The organism is Rossellomorea marisflavi (assembly GCF_001274775.1).
GTDB lineage: Bacteria > Bacillota > Bacilli > Bacillales > Bacillaceae_B > Rossellomorea > Rossellomorea marisflavi.
On sequence record NZ_LGUE01000001.1, the window covers coordinates 1,368,629 to 1,386,256 of the forward strand.

The following is a 17,628-nucleotide window of genomic DNA, read 5'->3' on the forward strand; positions in this document are numbered from 1 at the left end:
ACCCATGGATGAGAGGATACACTTATCGTATATAAATCTTTGCACACCTAAGCTGGTATACAAACTCCTTCTCAGTCTCACGGGACTGTATTAAAGGTCTTATTCAATTACATTCATCATACAGGTCCCCTGCCCAAATGTCAACGACTATTTTCAAGGCGCGCAATGAGCTTCGTGAATTCTTCAGGAAGCTCTGCGTGGAACTCCATGTATTCTCCAGTACGGGGATGGACGAATCCAAGTGTTCCTGCGTGAAGGGCTTGTCCATTGAGGGGCAGCGTCTTCCTCGGCCCGTATTTCGGATCTCCAGCGAGGGGATATCCGATGTATTTCATATGAACACGGATCTGATGGGTGCGGCCCGTCTCCAGCTCACACTCAACGAGGGTGAAATCCTCATACCGATCCCGCACCCTGAAATGCGTGACAGCTTTTTTGCCGTTATCCACGACGGTCATCCTTTGGCGGTCTTTGGGATCCCTGCCTATCGGTGCATCGATCGTACCGTACTCATGAGGGATGTTTCCATGGACGACGGCCGTATATTTACGTGTGACGGTCTTCTCCACTAGCTGGTTGACAAGATGCTCGTGGGCCTGGTCGTTCTTTGCAACCATCAGTAGGCCAGACGTATCTTTGTCGATCCGGTGTACTATACCGGGGCGCATGACGCCATTGATACCGGAAAGATCTTTACAGTGATGCATCAGACCGTTCACCATGGTTCCTGAAGAATGTCCGGGTGCAGGATGCACGACCATGCCTTTCGGTTTGTTGACAACGATGACATCCTGATCTTCGTATGCGATATCAAGATTCAGGTCTTCTGCCTCGACGTCAAGCTCTTCGGGATCGGGGATCGAGATTTCCACCGAAGCGTCGAGAGGACATTTGAAGTTGGCTTTCACCACTTCCCCGTTCACTTTCACGTGCCCATCCTTGATCCATAATTGAACAAGGGACCGGGACCAGTCTTTATTTAGAGAGCTGACAACCTTGTCGATGCGCTCTCCTTGATTATTTTGATCAATGCTGTGTTGAATGACTTCCATGTTTGTTCTCCTTCTTTGCTTTTCTTTCATCCATGAACATATGCAGGAGCAATAAAATTACACCTATCGTGAGTGATGCATCGGCGATATTGAATATCGGGAAATCGTAAGTGAAAATATATGTATTAAGGAAATCCACCACTTCCTGCCTTGAAACCCGATCGATGAAGTTCCCGATGGCGCCTCCGAGCATGAAAGCAAGACTTGTGCTGAAGAGTGAATGGCCTTTCGCATGCTTTTGCATGTAATACACGATCCCGACGATCACGGCAATGGTAATCACATAGAAGAACCACATTTGACCTGGCAGGATCCCCCACGCCGCACCCGGATTTCTGTGCGAAGTGATATAAAATACATCAGGGATGACCGTGATGCTTTCACCTTGCGTCATATTTTGTACAACCAGCCATTTGGTAAGCTGATCGATCCCGATGACCACTAAAGCGAGAAGATAATAATACACAAAGGCAACCTCCGTATCCATTAGAGATGATTACCTTTGAATTTTAGCATAAACCCGATGATAAAGACACTTAATCCCTTGTTTTTTAAAAAACAAGGGACCTTATAAATGGAGATGGACTTTCCCATATTTCCGCCAATCGTTCATTTCTTGAAGTGTTGATGATGTAGGATTCATTTTCATCAGCTCGAATGGCATCAATTCCCCGCTCATTTCACATGTCGCAAAAGAATTCATGTCGGCCCGTCCAAGCGCATAGCGTACATCCCTGATCTCTTCTTCAATCATTTTCCTTACGATCGGATGGCTTGTATCTGCCGCCTCCAATTCCTTCAAAGATGATTCCAGTTCTTCAATGATTGCCGGGTATTGGTCATCTGTCATCTTCATCCCTCCATTCATAGTATGGAGGAAAACTTGCTGTTCCCATCTTGCAAGATCTAGCAATTATGGAATGTCAAACGCTCATCTGCCCGTGCATCAAGGTCCCGCTGATCCCTTATGACGAATCAGGAAATATCTTATAGATCCATCCAGCAAGAACCGGAATAACAAAAAGGCCCGCCTCTTCAAGAGACGGTCCTTCTCAATCATGCTAAATGAGAGTAGTTTTCTTTGACCACGGCTGCACAGCGTGGGCAAAGGGTCGGGTGATCCTGGTCTTCCCCTACGTGAGGAGACACAGTCCAGCAGCGCTCGCATGTTTCGCCTTCTGCTTTCTCAACCACGATGCTATTCGCACCGAGTGATAAGGCTTCTGCAGGAGCTTCTGACGTGCGTCCGCCGATTTCAAAGGCAGACACGATGAACAGCTGCTTCAGGTCCTCCTTGATGCTTGAGAGGAGGGCTTCAGTCTTTTCATCCACATAAAGCGTGACTTTAGCGGTGAGGGACTTCCCGATCACTTTTTCATTCCTGGCTTCTTCCAGCGCTTTCAGAACGTCATCGCGGACGTCAAGGAATGCATTCCATTTTTGCTTCAGCTCTTCCGCACCGTCGAATGACTGTACTTCAGGCATATCAGTCAGTTGTACGCTCTCCCCGTCGACACCAGGGATGTGAACCCATACTTCGTCAGCCGTGTGAGCAAGGATCGGTGACATGAGCTTGGTCAACGATACAAGGCACTCGTACAGGACGGTCTGAATGGCTCTTCGATCATGGTGATCGGCAGATTCGATGTAGAGAATATCTTTCGCAAAATCGAGATAGAAAGAACTCAAATCGAGGGTACAGAAATTATTGACTGCATGATAAATGCCGGCAAACTCGTACTTATCATAAGAATTTTTCACGTTTTTCACAAGGTCATTCAACTTCACGAGCATGAAGCGGTCGACTTCACGGAGATCACTGTATGAAACGGTATGCACGCTCGGATCAAAGTCTGACAGGTTACCGAGAAGGAATCGGAAGGTGTTGCGGATCTTCCGGTATACTTCAGCCACTTGCTTCAGGATCGGATCGGAAACCCGCACATCCGCCTGATAGTCGACGGATGCAACCCAAAGGCGAAGGATATCTGCACCAAGCTGCTTCATGACTTTTTCAGGTACGACGACATTGCCGAGGGATTTACTCATTTTACGTCCGTTTCCATCAAGGGCGAATCCGTGGCTTAAAACGCCTTTATATGGCGCTTTGCCTGTCACGGCTACACCGGTCGTCAATGAAGAGTTGAACCAGCCGCGGTATTGATCGGATCCTTCAAGATAGAGGTCCGCCGGGCGCTGAAGGCCATCACGTTCTTCAAGGACGGCCTGGTGGGAAGATCCTGAATCGAACCAAACATCCATGATGTCGGTTTCTTTCGTGAAGTGGCCGTTCGGGCTTCCTTCATGGGTGAATCCTTCCGGAAGGAGGTCTTTTGCTTCCCGCTCGAACCAAATGTTGGATCCATACTCTCGGAAAAGATTTGAAACATGCCCGATGGTCTCATCAGTGATGATTTCCTGACCATTTTCAGCATAGAAGACGGGAATCGGCACGCCCCATGCACGCTGACGCGAGATACACCAGTCTCCACGATCGCGGACCATGTTGTAAAGGCGCGTCTCTCCCCAAGCAGGGATCCACTCTGTCTCGTTGACTGCCTGTAGCAGTTCGTCACGGAATTTATCAATGGACGCGAACCACTGTGCCGTTGCACGGAAGATGACCGGTTTTTTTGTACGCCAGTCGTGTGGGTAGGAGTGCGTAAAGAACGAAATCTTCAGGAGTGCCCCTACCTCTTCCAATTTTTCAGTAATCGGTTTGTTCGCTTTATCATAGAAGAGACCTTCGAATCCTGGTGCTTCATCTGTCAGCACGCCCTTGTCGTCCACAGGACAAAGAACATCCAGGTTGTATTTTTTCCCGATGATGAAATCATCTTCACCATGACCCGGAGCGGTATGGACACAGCCTGTACCGGAGTCTGTTGTCACATGGTCACCAAGGATGACAAGAGAATCACGATCATAGATTGGGTGCTTGGCAACAATGTACTCAAGATCTGATCCCTTGACCGTCTTCTCGACAGAATGATTTTCCCACTCAAGGACAGAAGCAACTTCCTCAAGAAGATCCTCCGCCACGACGAAGCGCTCGCTTCCAACGCGGACGACCGAATAATTCAGTTTCCCGTTCACCGCGATGGCGAGGTTTGCCGGGATCGTCCAAGGAGTCGTCGTCCAGATGATGAACTTATCACCAGTTGCAAGGACATCCTTACCGTCTGTAACAGGGAATGCCACATAAATCGATGGTGACTTTTTATCCTGGTATTCAATCTCGGCTTCTGCAAGGGCAGACTCACTCGAAGGTGACCAATACACTGGTTTTTTCCCTTTATAGATATACCCTTTCTTCGCCATATCACCGAATACCTTGATCTGCTGAGCTTCGTATTCCGGTTTCAATGTGATATATGGATTCTCCCAGTCGCCGCGAACACCGAGCTGCTTGAACTGCGCACGCTGATTGTCCACCTGCTCATATGCATATTCTTCACAAAGCTTCCTGAATTCCGCTACAGTCATTTCCTTGCGCTTGACTCCTTTATTGGTCAAGGCCTGCTCGATCGGCAATCCGTGAGTATCCCAACCTGGTACATACGGTGCATGGAAACCACTCATGGATTTATAGCGGACGATGAAGTCCTTCAGGATCTTGTTGAGGGCATGGCCCATGTGGATATTACCATTCGCATATGGAGGTCCATCATGAAGGATGAACAGAGGACGGCCTTTTGTCCGTTCCTGTACTCTGTCATAGATCGACATATCGTTCCACTGCTCCTGCATCTTCGGTTCGCGATTCGGCAGGTTGCCCCTCATGGGGAATTCTGTTTTTGGCATTAATAACGTTTCTTTGTATTCCAATTCAATGGTCCTCCTTCTTCAATTGAACCTGTCATCCAAACCATGAAAAAAAAGCTTCCTCATCCCTGGGAAAGGGACGAGAAAGCTTTTCCCGCGGTACCACCCTCATAAGGGCATAATTGCCCTCACTCGAAAATCCGTAACATGGATCAGTCGCCGTCTGCTAGCATTTGTTCACAGACAGGGCTCAAGGGTGATCTTCCGCTTCATTTCCCTACCGGGCTTGCACCGCCCCCGATTCGCTGATAAAGGTTATTGCTGAAACGTACTCTCCCTGTCACAGCCTTTTGATGACAGGTATTCTTTTGGTTTTTCAATTATATGAAAAGACCTGCCTATCCGTCAAGTCAGTGTCTCTTCTTCTTTCAAGGTCTTCAGATCCGTTGCGTCCACATCGAATTCCATGAGCTGATCCCAATCATTCGTATCGAGGAGGTCAAGCTGAGCTTCGATGAGCATTTTGAAGCGTGTACGGAAGACTTTGGACTGCTTTTTGAGCTCTTCGATTTCAATGGCGATCCTGCGGGCTTTCGAAAGTGCTTCATTGACGATGCGGTCGGCGTTCTTCTCGGCTTCCTTGATGATGAGCTTCGATTCCTTCATCGCATTGCGCTTCACTTCTTCACCGGCTTCTTGAGCTACGACAATGGATTTATTCAACGTTTCTTCAATCGTCGTGAAGTGTCCAAGGCGTTCGTTCAGGGAATCAAGGCGTTCTTCTGTTTCCTTCTTCTCACGGATCAGGATCTCATAATCCTTGATGATCTGGTCGAGGAATTCATTTACTTCGTCTTCATCATATCCGCGGAAACCACGGCTGAATTCTTTATTATGTATATCTAACGGCGTCAAAGGCATGGGCGCCACCTCCAAAACTTGGTTGATTACTATCATTATAACTAATTTTTCGACAGCTTGTACCGAATTTCCTTTAATTTCGCAAAATTATTTCAAAACACCGAACGTGATCCGCCATTTATCCCGCTTCGTCTTGCCGTCGATGGTCAGCAGTTTGCTTCTGCCGAAGCCCCGCGTCGAGATGACATCCCCCTCTTCCACCTCGAAGGACGTACTCTCGGTTGCCCTCCAGTTCACCTTCACAAGTGAAGCTTTAATGAGAGCCTGAGCCTTTTGCCGGGAAACTCCCTGAATGGCGGAGAGGATCACGTCAAGTCTCAGGGAGCTCACCGTTGTGGTATTTTCACTCCACTTCTCGTCCGTGATGAATAGTTCTGCCACCTGACGCTTTTCGAGTGAGACTTTCGCTTTCCCGATCTGCTGCAGCTCCATTTCCAAGTACCCTGAGATTTCATCGGCCGCCACGAGCTGATACCGTTCCCCTTCAGTAGGGATATCCCCGAATTTTTCCCTTTTAAGACCCAGTGACATGAGCGTCCCGAGGATCTGCCTATGCTCTATTGTAACAAACTTAGCAGGATAGTGAATCTCATACAGGCATATACCATAATCTTCTTCAGAAGGCTCATAATAGTCAGGGTAGATCAGTGCACGCTTGCGCTCCCCTGTTTCTGGAAAAAATGCGACTCTGACGCTGCCTTCGGTCCCGATGATGCTGAGGAGGATATGCTGCTCCCGGGGATCGAGGAAATCGGTCCGTTTCTGGGCATACTGGTTCTCCACCTGCTCCTTCCATTCAACCACCTGGTCGATGAAGCCCCTCTCTTCCGGTCTGAAATGCTGATAAAGTGTCGACATAGGTTTTTAACTCCCTCCATGCAAAAGGACTGAACCGGCAAGGGTATCAGTCCTTTAAAGCTTACTATCTGATCCAAAAGTAAAGTTGGTCCAGACCATTGCCTGCCAGTCTAAGTACGATGAAGGCGACAATCGGTGAAATATCGATCATCCCAAGGGGAGGGATGAACTTCCGGAACTGTTCCAGATAAGGCTCGCATATGCGGGCAAGGATCTGGCCGATGGAGGTTTCCCGGGCATTGGGGAACCACGACATCAGGATATAGATGATGAGCGCCCACATATAGATGTTTAATAGCGAATCTAACACTTGATATATAAGGAACATGATTCAGCTTACCACCTCGATTCTGTAAAATCTTCTTCACTGAGGAGTTCAGAAATGTTTCCGCTCACCTCGACGTTATCTGGCGTGCAGAGGAAAATGTCACTCCCCACCCGCTGGATATCGCCACCGATGGCATATACGGTGCCGCTCAGGAAATCAACGATCCGTTTCGCCTGGTCATGCTGGATTCGCTGGAGGTTCACCAGGACAGAGCGGCGATTTTTGAGATGGTCGGCAATTTCCTGGGCCTCGGCGTACACGCGCGGCTCAACCAGGATCACCTTGGATGACTTTTGAACGCTCTGCAGGCTGACAACGTTTTGTTTCGTCTGTGCCGGTGACTGGGATTTCATGGGCTTCTTCTCCTCATGTTCTTCGTATTTCTCTTCCTCTTCGTATTCGTACTCATCTTCATCAAGCAGGAAAAACGTTTTAAATTTTGATTTGATACCCATTTCTACTCATCTCCTCTCAGTCATTTCCAACTAATGCCGTTCCGATACGGACAAATGTGGCTCCTTCTTCGATGGCGATATGAAAATCATTACTCATTCCCATGGACAGCTCCGTACAGGGGGCATGGGGCAGACCAAGCGCCTTGACCTCCTCCTGCAGCCCTCTGAGGCTTCGGAAACAGCTGCGAAGGAATGCTTCATCCTCCGTATGAGGGGCCATCGTCATCAAGCCTATGACGCTGATGTTTTCGAGTTCTTGCAATGATTGGATGAATCCAGATGTTTCTTCCGGGGTTATACCGTGTTTCGATTCTTCACCAGACACATTGACCTGAACGAAGCAATTTACTGGCTTGTCCGCCCGCTTGTCGATTTCCACGGCCAAGGAATGGCGATCCAGTGAATGTATGTATGAAACCTTATCGATGATCTGTTTGACTTTCCTGGTCTGGAGGGAGCCGATGAAATGCCAATCGACACGGTTTCCAATGGCCTCAAATTTTTCAGTGAGACCGGTGTCCCTGTTTTCCCCAAGATGTGTGATCCCTGCGGTGACGGCTTCTTCTGCCCGTTCAATGCTCACATACTTTGTCACAGCCACGACCTTCACGTCCTCAGGGGACCTGCCGGCATTTTTACATGCCTGCTCTATACTGCTGTTTATTCTATGAAGTCGTTGTTCAACGTTCATGTCCATTCTCCTTCCAGCCTATGAAACTCATCATCCTTCCTGTCTTCCCGCCGTCTTGGCGGTACGAATAGAAGTCGTCATGACAGAATGAACAATGTCCGGAAGTCTTGATCTGTTCAGCGGATATACCACTTTGGATCAATAAGAGCCGGTTCAACTGTTTCAAATCCAGATGATATTGACCCTCTTCCTTTAGATTATAGGGGATGTGGGGTCCATCTTCTAGTACTTTTTCAATTTTTCCGATGACAAAATCATCTACCACATAGCAGTCTCCGCAGATCGAAGGGCCGATCACAACTTCAATCTCCCCCTTGGAGGAGCCTGCTGCGACCATGCGATCGATCATGGATGGACCGATCTCGGCCACGGTCCCTTTCCACCCTGCATGGGCAAGACCGATCCGCCTCTTCACTGGGTCATAGAAATACAGGGGCACACAATCTGCATAACACATCGTCAGGAGCAAATCATCGGATGAAGCAAGAAAACCGTCCGTATCCGGGACCGCATCATCATAGTTTTTTGAGCCTTTTCCTGCCTGCAAACCATCAATGAGCTCGATGCGATCTCCATGGGTCTGCTCCGCTGCAACCCAACGTCCGAGGGGGAAACCGATCAGTTCAGAAAGCCGGCGGCGGTTCTCCACGACTGAATCACGATCATCCCCTACATGCAGGCCCATATTAAAGGACTGAAAGGGTGCACTGCTTACGCCCCCGTTCTTCGTCGTAATCCCGGCGGTGACACCTTTCCAACCGGGAATCGTATAATAGGATTCATGTTCTTTTTTGAAAGGTTCCACAGAATGAATCTCCTTTTTTACTTTTCCTAAGTGTATCATATGCCCGGCAGTGCGTCATTTATCAGTGGTGGATTCCGGCCCCTCGAGCTGTGCCTGTTTGTAATAATGGTCTTGTTGCTCCTTATACCTCACAAGGATGACGTCTTCGCCGATTTTGACGATATTGTTCCATGGAACGACCACTTCTTCGTCCTTCCCGAAGAACCCAAGGAGCTTCCCTCCTCCTCCTATGACGATCGCCTCGATTCTTCCACTGTCGAGATTGATTTCGATATCGGTGATATTCCCGAGTTTCCGTCCATCTGAAACACTGACAACATCCTTCACTTGAAATTCAGAAATCCGTACCACCTGTTCCTTCCCCCTTTTCAGAAAGCACACATTCTCTATTGTAACTATATGCAAAAAAAAGAAAGACAGACCGGATCCGGTCTGTCTTTCTTGACGCTTCCCCTCTTCACATGAGGCACGGAAGCGTATGTATGCAACGAGGTGGGGATATCCCGACACTCCCCGCTCTCTAACGGGCACTTATTGGATATTTTTGTTCATCTGCTTGATGGCTGCCTTCTCAAGACGGGACACTTGAGCTTGCGAAATTCCGATTTCATCCGCTACTTCCATCTGCGTCTTGCCCTGGAAGAAGCGCTTACTGATGATCAACTTCTCACGGTCATTCAGCCGTTTCATTCCCTCTTGAAGGGCGATTTCCTCCACCCAATGGTAATCCCTGTTCTTTTCATCACTCAACTGGTCCATTACAAATATCGGGTCTCCGCCATCATTGTAGATGGGCTCGAATAGGGAAACCGGGTCCTGAATGGCATCGAGGGCAAAAACGATTTCTTCATGGGGAACATCAAGCACCTTGGCAATTTCTTCTGCTGTCGGTTCCTTTGATGTTTCCCCCATCAACCTCTCCCTCACCTGCAGTGCCTTATAGGCAATATCCCTAAGGGAACGGGAAACCCTGATCGGATTATTATCCCGAAGATACCGGCGGATCTCCCCGATGATCATCGGAACGGCGTAAGTGGAAAAACGTACATTCTGGCCAAGATCGAAGTTATCGATTGATTTCATCAAACCGATGCAGCCGACCTGGAACAGGTCGTCAACAAACTCCCCACGATTGTTGAATCGTTGAATTACACTTAAGACGAGGCGTAAATTCCCATTGACGAGTTTTTCCCTTGCAGAAATTTCGCCTGATTGCATTTGCTTGAAAAGCACTCTCATTTCATCATTCTTCAGCACGGGTAATTTGGAAGTATCCACACCACAAATTTCGACTTTATTGCGTGTCATTCTTTCCCCTCCTTGTAGGAGCTGTTGTACAAAGTTCAGTATCTCCCCGGGCAGGAAAAATATGCATGTCGGGAAATGCAATCAAGGAGGGATCTTCCAAAAAGGTTGCCACGCAGGGCTTCGACAGATGAAAAAAATTTATGTATGACATTTTTCATCCGCTGATGTCGATAAGGACATAAAAAAACGACTCCTTTGTGCGATAAAAGGAATCGTTCAATCAGTCAAACCATTTTATTAAATTCTTTTTTTAATCGTTTGATAATCCGCTTTTCAAGCCTCGAAATATAGGATTGAGAGATGCCGAGCATATCTGCTACGTCTTTTTGCGTTTTCTCTTCTTCCCCCATCAAGCCGAACCGAAGTTCCATGATCTGCTTTTCCCGGTCATTGAGCTGATGAAGTGCGCTGAAGAGAAGTTTTTTATCCACTGTTGCTTCGAGGTCTTTTGTAATAATATCCTCTTCCGTGCCTAACACGTCGGAAAGAAGAAGTTCATTCCCATCCCAATCGATGTTGAGGGGCTCATCGAATGAAACCTCTGAACGGATTTTATTGTTCCTTCGAAGATACATCAGGATTTCATTTTCAATGCAGCGGGACGCATAAGTCGCCAGCTTGATTTTCTTCTCGGGATTGAACGTATTGACGGCTTTGATCAAACCGATGGTTCCGATGCTGATCAAATCTTCTATATTGATTCCTGTATTCTCGAACTTCCGCGCGATATAGACAACAAGGCGAAGGTTTCTCTCGATGAGGAGGGATCTTGCCGCTTTATCGCCACTGGGCAGTTTTTGAAGGAGCACTTCCTCTTCGTCTTTGGAAAGGGGTGGTGGGAGGGCTTCACTTCCACCTATGTAGTGGATTTCGTCCGTCTTAAGTCCCAGTTTCAATAAGAGTTTGTACCAATAATACTGTAGTTTCAGTTTAAATTTCTTCACAATGGGTCCCCCTTATAAATGCTGTAATAATGAAAGCCGGTTTTTTATGATGCATGATCGACGGGCTTTCTTGCTGCCATTTGCGGATGGATGATCGCTTCAAATTGATGGTCGGGAGACAATGGTTCTTCCCGGAAGGCGATGAGACCATTGGAAACTTCCCATTCTGCTCCGGAATCTTTCAACATGATGCGGTCCGGTTTCAGTGCCGCCAAGAGCTGTCCGGTCTTTCCGATGGACTGAGCTGGTATCAACCGCATTCTGTCGGACCATGTGGAATCAATTGAATCATCACTCAAGAATTCGGTAACGTCCCCGGCAAGCATGATAAATTCTCCCGGGACTTCATCCTTCAGATGGGAGAGCGAGAGGATCATGACCGGGTTCTTCCCAATCGGATCCTGCAGCCCGTTCCCGCTATCAATCAGTCCTTTGACACTGATGATATATTCTCCGAAATGGATCGTGACATCTACCAATTGGTCATACTGAATCTTGGCATACTCTAAGTGGTCTACCCTGCTCTTGGAGAAATACCAGGCAAGGGGCAATACTAGCATGACGAACACCCAACTAATCGGATCACCGAATCCCCTTACAGATGCAATGAGGGTCGAAGCCTCGGCACCCGGGTCGAAGGAGATGAAATAGTGTACCCCGATGAGGATCCCCCCTGTTAAAAATGTTACGAAATAGAACATGAGCAGATTGGTAAGGAAGAATTTCATCCGTTTGAATCCGAATGCAACCCATACCATCACGACGGAGAATGAAAGCTTCACCAACGGACTACCCGATAGATGACTGAGCGGGGAGAACGCCATAAGGATGATGATCGAGCCGATGAGCCCGCCTGAACCGACCCGCCATAAAGCATATTTCCTCTTCAGGATGATTCCGGTCAACCACAGTAGCGCACAATCCACCAGCATATTCAATAACCATATGACATCAAGGTATAAGGTCAATCTCTGCCCTCCTCATCGACGGTTCCTACGACTTACGAGAAGTATATCGCACCTACCATTCGGAAGGTTGTCACTTTTTGTACCAGATAACGGAAAACTTTTCAGGGATTAGTTCGAATCTTGTCAGTAAAAATAGGGGCGCAACAGGAGGAGGAATGACGGGAGAAATAAAAAAACCTGACAGGAAACCCTGTCAGGTTCTACCACCGATTAGCGGCGACGGTTACGGTTGCGAAGGAACGTAGGGATATCCAACGTCTCTTCTGCAGCCTGATTATTATGGTTCGTATTCGATCGAACAGGCTCTTGCTGTTGTGGTTCCTCGCGTTTAGGTTGCTGCTCGCGCTTAGGAGCCTGATTCGTGTTCGGCTTAACGCCTCCAAACGTAGGGCGCGTCTGCTTCGGTTGGATCACCTCTTCATTGAAACCAGTCGCGATGACGGTGACAATGATATCATCTTTCAATTCTTCATTGATGACGGATCCGAAGATCATATTGACCTCCTGATCGGATGCTGATGCCACGATATCGGCAGCCTCCTGCACCTCGTACAGGCTCAATGAAGTACCACCAGTGATGTTCATCAGGACCCCTTGGGCCCCGTCGATGGACGTTTCAAGCAATGGGCTTGAAACAGCCTTCTTGGCAGCTTCCGTTGCCCGGTTTTCGCCTGATGCGGCACCGATTCCCATAAGGGCTGAACCCTTGTTGGACATGATGGTCTTGACATCGGCAAAGTCAAGGTTGATAAGCCCTGGTGTTGCAATCAGATCCGAGATACCTTGTACACCTTGGCGCAATACGTTATCTGCTTCACGGAAGGCTTCAAGCATCGGTGTGCTCTTATCTACGATTTCAAGCAGGCGGTCATTCGGGATGACGATCAGGGTATCGACCCCTTCTTTCATCGCAGCGATCCCACCGCTTGCCTGGTTGGAACGCTTCCTTCCTTCAAAGGTGAACGGACGTGTGACGACCCCGACCGTCAAGGCACCGATCTCGCGTGCAATCTGGGCGATGACTGGAGCAGCACCTGTGCCTGTTCCCCCGCCCATTCCAGCGGTAACGAAGACCATATCTGCTCCGCGTAGCGCTTCTTCGATCTGTTCCTTGCTTTCTTCCGCTGCCTTTTTACCGACTTCAGGATTGGCACCTGCACCGAGACCCCTTGTCAATTTTCCACCGATCTGCATTTTGATTTCTGCTTTTGATAGGTTCAGAGCCTGGGCATCCGTATTGACGGCGATGAATTCCACACCTTGTACACCATGTTCGATCATGCGGTTAACGGCATTGTTACCTCCGCCACCGACACCGATTACTTTTATTGTCGCTAATGAATCTAAATTTGTATCAAACTCCAACATGACAAATCCTCCTAACTCATCGAATCCATGGATTCCTATTTAATTCCAGGCTATCTTGATTGTTTTCAGTTTTTAGAGACTGTTATTCAAAGAAATATCCGAAGAATTTTTTCATCTTAGACATTGGTTTATCTTCTTCGTTCACTTCTTCCCTTACCTTTGCAGGCTTGGGCTTTTTAGGGCTGGGCTTTTGCTGTCTTTTTTCACCGGCTTCCACTGCAACCGGCTCTGCGCTTACGACTCTTCCTTGCAGTCTAGCATTCTTTTGAGCGTATTTGATCAATCCCACTGCAGTAGTGTACTGCGGCTCCCTCACCCCGATATAATCAGGGATCGCTACGCGCACACGATTTTGGAAAACGATTTGTGCTAATTCTAACACACCAGGGAGATTAGATACACCTCCAGTCAGAACATATCCTCCTGGAAGATCCCTGATCCCCATACGACGCATTTCATGGCTGATGAGATCGAGAACCTCTTCAAGCCTTGCTTCTATGATATCAGAAATTTCCAACTGATTGAACTGCTGATGTTGATCGCTGCCGATGATCGGCACAGAGAAGACTTCATCTTCAGATGCATGGTCGTAGTAGGCGTGACCATACTTCACTTTGATCTTCTCTGCATCTTCCGTCGACGTTCTAAGGCCGATGGAGAGATCTTTGGTGATGTGTTCGCCGCCTACAGGGAGCACCGTGGTAGCTTTCAAGTGACCTTGTTCGAATACGGCGATGGTAGTCGAACCCCCACCGATGTCGATCAATGCTGCACCAAGGCTCTTCTCATCCTTGGATAGGGCAACCGAACCTGCTGCCAACGGCTGCAGGACGATATCCACTATTTCCAATCCTGCTTTTTCAACACATCGGAGCGTATTATGTAAGATGGTCTTCGATCCCGTGATGATGGTTCCTTCCATTTCAAGCCGGACGCCGATCATCCCTCTCGGGTCGGTGATCTCATCCAGTCCGTCCACGATGAACTGCCTCGGGATGACGTTGATGATCTCCCTTTCAGGGGGGATTGATACGACCTGTGCCGCATCCATGACCCTTAGTACATCCTCATCCCCGATTTCCCTGTTATCACTGGAGACGGCCACGACACCGTGGCAGGATTGAAGGGAAACATGATTACCCGTGATCCCTACGATGACCTGGCTTATGGAGAGGCCGACCATCCTTTCTGCTTGCTCAACCGCCTTTTTGATTGTATGAACAGTTTCGTCTATGTCTACGATGGAACCTTTTCGGATCCCTTCTGAGTTCACATTCCCTACACCGATAATGTTCAGAGAATCATTTGTCATTTCACCGATGATCACTTTCACTGTGGATGTACCGATGTCTAGGCTAACGTAAATTTCATTGCTGTTCACTCTGTGGCACCTCCTTAAAGAATGTTTGTTTCGAACAACAAGCTTAGAATAGTTGATTCTAAGTATATCTTATTATGATATTCGCTGTAATAAAAACGATTCCCTTTTAATATTCTAATTTTTTTCTCTTTTTTCTCGTTTATTTGTCCAATTGCTGATCAGTAGTCGTCGAATGACGGCAATGTTCTGGAACAACCTCACTCCAAAGGCAAAGACCGCCGCCAAGTACAAGTCTACACCAAGATGTACCCCCAGAAAAGCTAAACCTGCCGCTAGGAGGATATTGAAAAAGAAGCCAGAAACAAAGACTTTATCGTCATAGATATTTTGCAGGTGCGCACGTATCCCTCCGAATAATGTATCAAGGGCAGCCAAGACGGCTATGGAAAGATAGTTTGAATACTCATCCGGTATGCGGATGTCCGTCGCAAGGCCCAAAAAGACTCCCACCAGCAACCCTAATAGGGGTAGCCACATCGTTAACCGTTCCCTCCTGTTTCTTTGACTGGTTCCATGAGGCGGACCCTGATCGTATCTTCGTAAGCCGGAATCTTAAGATCTTCCAACGGCTTCGAGATATTGACCCTGAGATTATCGATGAAGAAATCCTCCAGCGACTGTGAAACCTGCATCCGGTTATAAAGCTTTTCAGCCGTTGCATAGTCAGCTGTGAGCACCCTCACCTCAAAGGGCAGGGAACGGATCGAGTACCCGTCGACCTTGGTCTCTCCGTTGATGTCCCGGATGACGGATGTATTGACAAGGCGATGTCCGTCTATGGAAATATCCGTCGCATCATATTTATTGAGCTCATTGATGAGCCTTTCAAGAAGCTGGGGTGATACATTCTTAACCGGTTCACCAAGGAGGAGTTCTTCCTCCACGGGCTCAATCGTGAGTGTGAGCCCAGGCCCTTCTTTTTCTGTCAGCCCCGCTTCGGCCTTAAGCTCCTCGAGGGTCTGCTTCAATGCTTCCTCGGGGCTGGATTCTTGCTGTTCCTTGTACTGTTCAAGCTTCCCTTCCACCGAACGCATTTCTGTATTCAGATTCGAATTGAGCTCTTTTTCTTTCAACAGGGCCTCTCTCAGCTCCCAAACGTCCCTCGTATCCCTTACAACGGGTTCCTGGACCGTCTGGAATTGAATGGCCAGCATAAATCCTATGATTACCGTGACGACGGTGAAGCTCACCTTTAATCTACCGCCCATTGCTTGTCACCTTTCCTTCAATACCTGGTCGGACGCCCAGCGGTTCATGAGTCCCCGAGCAGCGGTCCTAATGCAATCTCCTTTTCTTTCTCCATGGAGACGACGATATTCTCATTGAGCAGTTGATCCTTCACTCCGCCATTGATATTCAAAGCGGAATTCAGAACGTCAGCGTCCCCGATCGCCGTGATTTCAAACGGAGCGGGGTAGTCCACCCCGTCCACCTGAATCACCGGACCGTTGCAAAGGACATATGAGTTATGCTTCAGACGCTGTCCGTTGATGGCCACCGCGGAGGCCCCGGCTATATATAATTCATTGATCACCTTGAAAACATGGTGTTCGTGAACGATATAGTTGTTGATGTTTTCCTCCTCAGGGTTATAATCCGCATCCGACAGTGTAACCTTGAGACCCGGGCCTTTAACTTTGGTTTTCCCCAGGTACATCCTGTATCGTTCTGCGTCTTCAGCCAGATTAAAGTAAATCTGCTTTTCCTTTGAGAAGGATTTTTCCATGGTTACCACTTTTTCCTGTTTCTCATAAAGATCTTCCTGCAGCTCATTATTTTTGCGCTGAAAATCAAGAAGTTGATCCCTCAGGGCTTCCTCCTGTTTCAGCTGTCCGTCGGTACGGTTCGATCCCTCATCCTGGTTCGAATTGGCAAGACTGTAGGAAAAGGCGAGTATGAAACCGAGGACGAGGCAGACGAGGGACAGGATCACTTGCTTACTCTTGATTTTGACCCTCTTCATCAGTGCCTTCATCCTCCGTTTCATAAGCTTTGAAAAACGAACCTACCTCCAGGTCGATGACCCCTTTCCTTGATGGGTCGAGCTGACTGGCGATGGACGGATAGTGAATCATCTTCTCTGAGAACGTACGTATGGTGGCACTAACTTCAAAACCATCATTCATATAGAGGGTGACATGATACTGATCCGTGTCCTTCGGCGTCAGATTGATCTCTGATATCATCTGTTGAATTTCAGATGGGAGTTCACCCAACTCCTTCATCATCTTCTCAAGGACTTTATCTTCTTTGAATCCTCGAAGGAGGGGTGCATCGACTGGCATGGCGTCGGTCCCTTTATCAAGGATCTTCCCATTTTCCAGAATCACATAGTAGCGTGAATCCCGGGAAAGATACGCTTTTTTGTCGTGCTCCTGTATGGAAATCACATACGTATTGGGAAACGTCAGGCGTACTTCGGCCTTCTTTACTTCAGGCAGTTTCTTCAGCTTGTCTGCGACAGAGTTCTTATTGACTCCCCATACGCTGGTACCTGTTGAGATCCCACCGGCTGCAAGCACCTTATCATCCGGGATGAGTTCATTCCCGGTCACTTCGACCTTTTTGACATGACTGAGGGGTGATTGGAAATACACCACAGACAAAATCAGGATCAGGAACAAAGTTAAGAGGAAGAAAAGCCGCCGATTCGCTTTCTTTTTCCGATGCTGTTTCAGTTTAGGGATCCTGTCTTCAATCGAAACAACGTTTTCTTTTTTCATGTCAAACGATCTCCTAAGCATCACTAATTTCTGTCATGGATTACAATCCCCATAAATGATC

The 17,628-nt window shown here is 47.9% G+C and carries 20 protein-coding genes and 1 other annotated feature; all 20 genes read right to left on the minus strand.

Features of this window, described 5'->3' with window-relative positions:
• Window positions 1-140 precede the first annotated feature (140 nt).
• On the minus strand, window positions 141-1,052 hold the full coding sequence (locus AF331_RS06845; RefSeq protein ID WP_053427355.1) for an RluA family pseudouridine synthase: 912 nt from the start codon (window positions 1,050-1,052) through the stop codon (window positions 141-143).
• Window positions 1,027-1,518 carry a signal peptidase II gene (gene lspA / locus AF331_RS06850; protein ID WP_053427815.1) on the minus strand — a complete coding sequence of 164 codons (492 nt, stop codon included), beginning with the start codon at window positions 1,516-1,518 and terminating at the stop codon, window positions 1,027-1,029. The genes AF331_RS06845 and lspA overlap by 26 nt, the downstream gene beginning before the upstream one ends.
• A 102-nt stretch (window positions 1,519-1,620) precedes the next feature.
• Window positions 1,621-1,902, minus strand: coding sequence for a hypothetical protein (locus AF331_RS06855; protein ID WP_053427356.1), 282 nt, complete (start codon window positions 1,900-1,902; stop codon window positions 1,621-1,623).
• Between the two features lie 206 nt (window positions 1,903-2,108).
• Complete coding sequence (ileS, locus tag AF331_RS06860) at window positions 2,109-4,880, minus strand: isoleucine--tRNA ligase (protein WP_053427357.1); 2,772 nt, start codon at window positions 4,878-4,880, stop codon at window positions 2,109-2,111.
• Between the two features lie 69 nt (window positions 4,881-4,949).
• Window positions 4,950-5,170, minus strand: a binding site (T-box leader).
• Window positions 5,171-5,222: 52 nt separating this feature from the next.
• Entirely contained in the window at window positions 5,223-5,738 is a 516-nt protein-coding gene (locus AF331_RS06865) for a DivIVA domain-containing protein (RefSeq protein WP_048004120.1), read from the minus strand.
• 87 nt (window positions 5,739-5,825) lie between these two features.
• On the minus strand, window positions 5,826-6,596 hold the full coding sequence (locus AF331_RS06870; protein ID WP_053427358.1) for a YlmH family RNA-binding protein: 771 nt from the start codon (window positions 6,594-6,596) through the stop codon (window positions 5,826-5,828).
• A 64-nt stretch (window positions 6,597-6,660) separates the two neighbouring features.
• On the minus strand, window positions 6,661-6,924 hold the full coding sequence (locus AF331_RS06875; protein ID WP_053427359.1) for a YggT family protein: 264 nt from the start codon (window positions 6,922-6,924) through the stop codon (window positions 6,661-6,663).
• A gap of 8 nt (window positions 6,925-6,932) precedes the next feature.
• Window positions 6,933-7,379, minus strand: a complete 447-nt coding sequence (locus AF331_RS06880) for a cell division protein SepF (RefSeq protein ID WP_053427360.1) — start codon at window positions 7,377-7,379, stop codon at window positions 6,933-6,935.
• Window positions 7,380-7,395: 16 nt separating this feature from the next.
• Window positions 7,396-8,070 carry a YggS family pyridoxal phosphate-dependent enzyme gene (locus AF331_RS06885; protein ID WP_053427361.1) on the minus strand — a complete coding sequence of 225 codons (675 nt, stop codon included), beginning with the start codon at window positions 8,068-8,070 and terminating at the stop codon, window positions 7,396-7,398.
• Window positions 8,060-8,875 (minus strand): peptidoglycan editing factor PgeF, encoded by an 816-nt coding sequence (gene pgeF, locus AF331_RS06890; protein ID WP_053427362.1) that lies wholly within the window; start codon window positions 8,873-8,875, stop codon window positions 8,060-8,062. Before pgeF ends, AF331_RS06885 begins: the two co-directional genes overlap by 11 nt.
• 54 nt (window positions 8,876-8,929) lie before the next feature.
• Complete coding sequence (locus AF331_RS06895; protein WP_053427363.1) at window positions 8,930-9,226, minus strand: YlmC/YmxH family sporulation protein; 297 nt, start codon at window positions 9,224-9,226, stop codon at window positions 8,930-8,932.
• 180 nt (window positions 9,227-9,406) lie between these two features.
• Complete coding sequence (gene sigG / locus AF331_RS06900; protein WP_053427364.1) at window positions 9,407-10,183, minus strand: RNA polymerase sporulation sigma factor SigG; 777 nt, start codon at window positions 10,181-10,183, stop codon at window positions 9,407-9,409.
• Between the two features lie 224 nt (window positions 10,184-10,407).
• Window positions 10,408-11,127 carry an RNA polymerase sporulation sigma factor SigE gene (gene sigE / locus AF331_RS06905; protein ID WP_053427365.1) on the minus strand — a complete coding sequence of 240 codons (720 nt, stop codon included), beginning with the start codon at window positions 11,125-11,127 and terminating at the stop codon, window positions 10,408-10,410.
• 44 nt (window positions 11,128-11,171) lie between these two features.
• Window positions 11,172-12,095, minus strand: coding sequence for a sigma-E processing peptidase SpoIIGA (spoIIGA, locus tag AF331_RS06910; protein WP_053427366.1), 924 nt, complete (start codon window positions 12,093-12,095; stop codon window positions 11,172-11,174).
• Between the two features lie 210 nt (window positions 12,096-12,305).
• Window positions 12,306-13,463, minus strand: coding sequence for a cell division protein FtsZ (gene ftsZ, locus AF331_RS06915; RefSeq protein WP_053427367.1), 1,158 nt, complete (start codon window positions 13,461-13,463; stop codon window positions 12,306-12,308).
• An 82-nt stretch (window positions 13,464-13,545) separates the two neighbouring features.
• The gene (gene ftsA, locus AF331_RS06920; RefSeq protein ID WP_053427368.1) at window positions 13,546-14,844 is read right to left on the minus strand and encodes a cell division protein FtsA; all 1,299 of its coding nucleotides are present in this window, start codon (window positions 14,842-14,844) and stop codon (window positions 13,546-13,548) included.
• 114 nt (window positions 14,845-14,958) lie between these two features.
• A complete protein-coding gene (locus AF331_RS06925) occupies window positions 14,959-15,321 on the minus strand; it encodes a small basic family protein (RefSeq protein WP_053427369.1) in 363 nt (120 codons plus the stop codon).
• 2 nt (window positions 15,322-15,323) lie between these two features.
• The gene (locus AF331_RS06930) at window positions 15,324-16,052 is read right to left on the minus strand and encodes a DUF881 domain-containing protein (protein ID WP_053427370.1); all 729 of its coding nucleotides are present in this window, start codon (window positions 16,050-16,052) and stop codon (window positions 15,324-15,326) included.
• A 44-nt stretch (window positions 16,053-16,096) separates the two neighbouring features.
• Entirely contained in the window at window positions 16,097-16,807 is a 711-nt protein-coding gene (locus AF331_RS06935) for a DUF881 domain-containing protein (RefSeq protein WP_235576327.1), read from the minus strand.
• The gene (locus AF331_RS06940; RefSeq protein ID WP_053427372.1) at window positions 16,782-17,567 is read right to left on the minus strand and encodes a cell division protein FtsQ/DivIB; all 786 of its coding nucleotides are present in this window, start codon (window positions 17,565-17,567) and stop codon (window positions 16,782-16,784) included. The genes AF331_RS06935 and AF331_RS06940 overlap by 26 nt, the downstream gene beginning before the upstream one ends.
• Window positions 17,568-17,628: the final 61 nt, after the last annotated feature.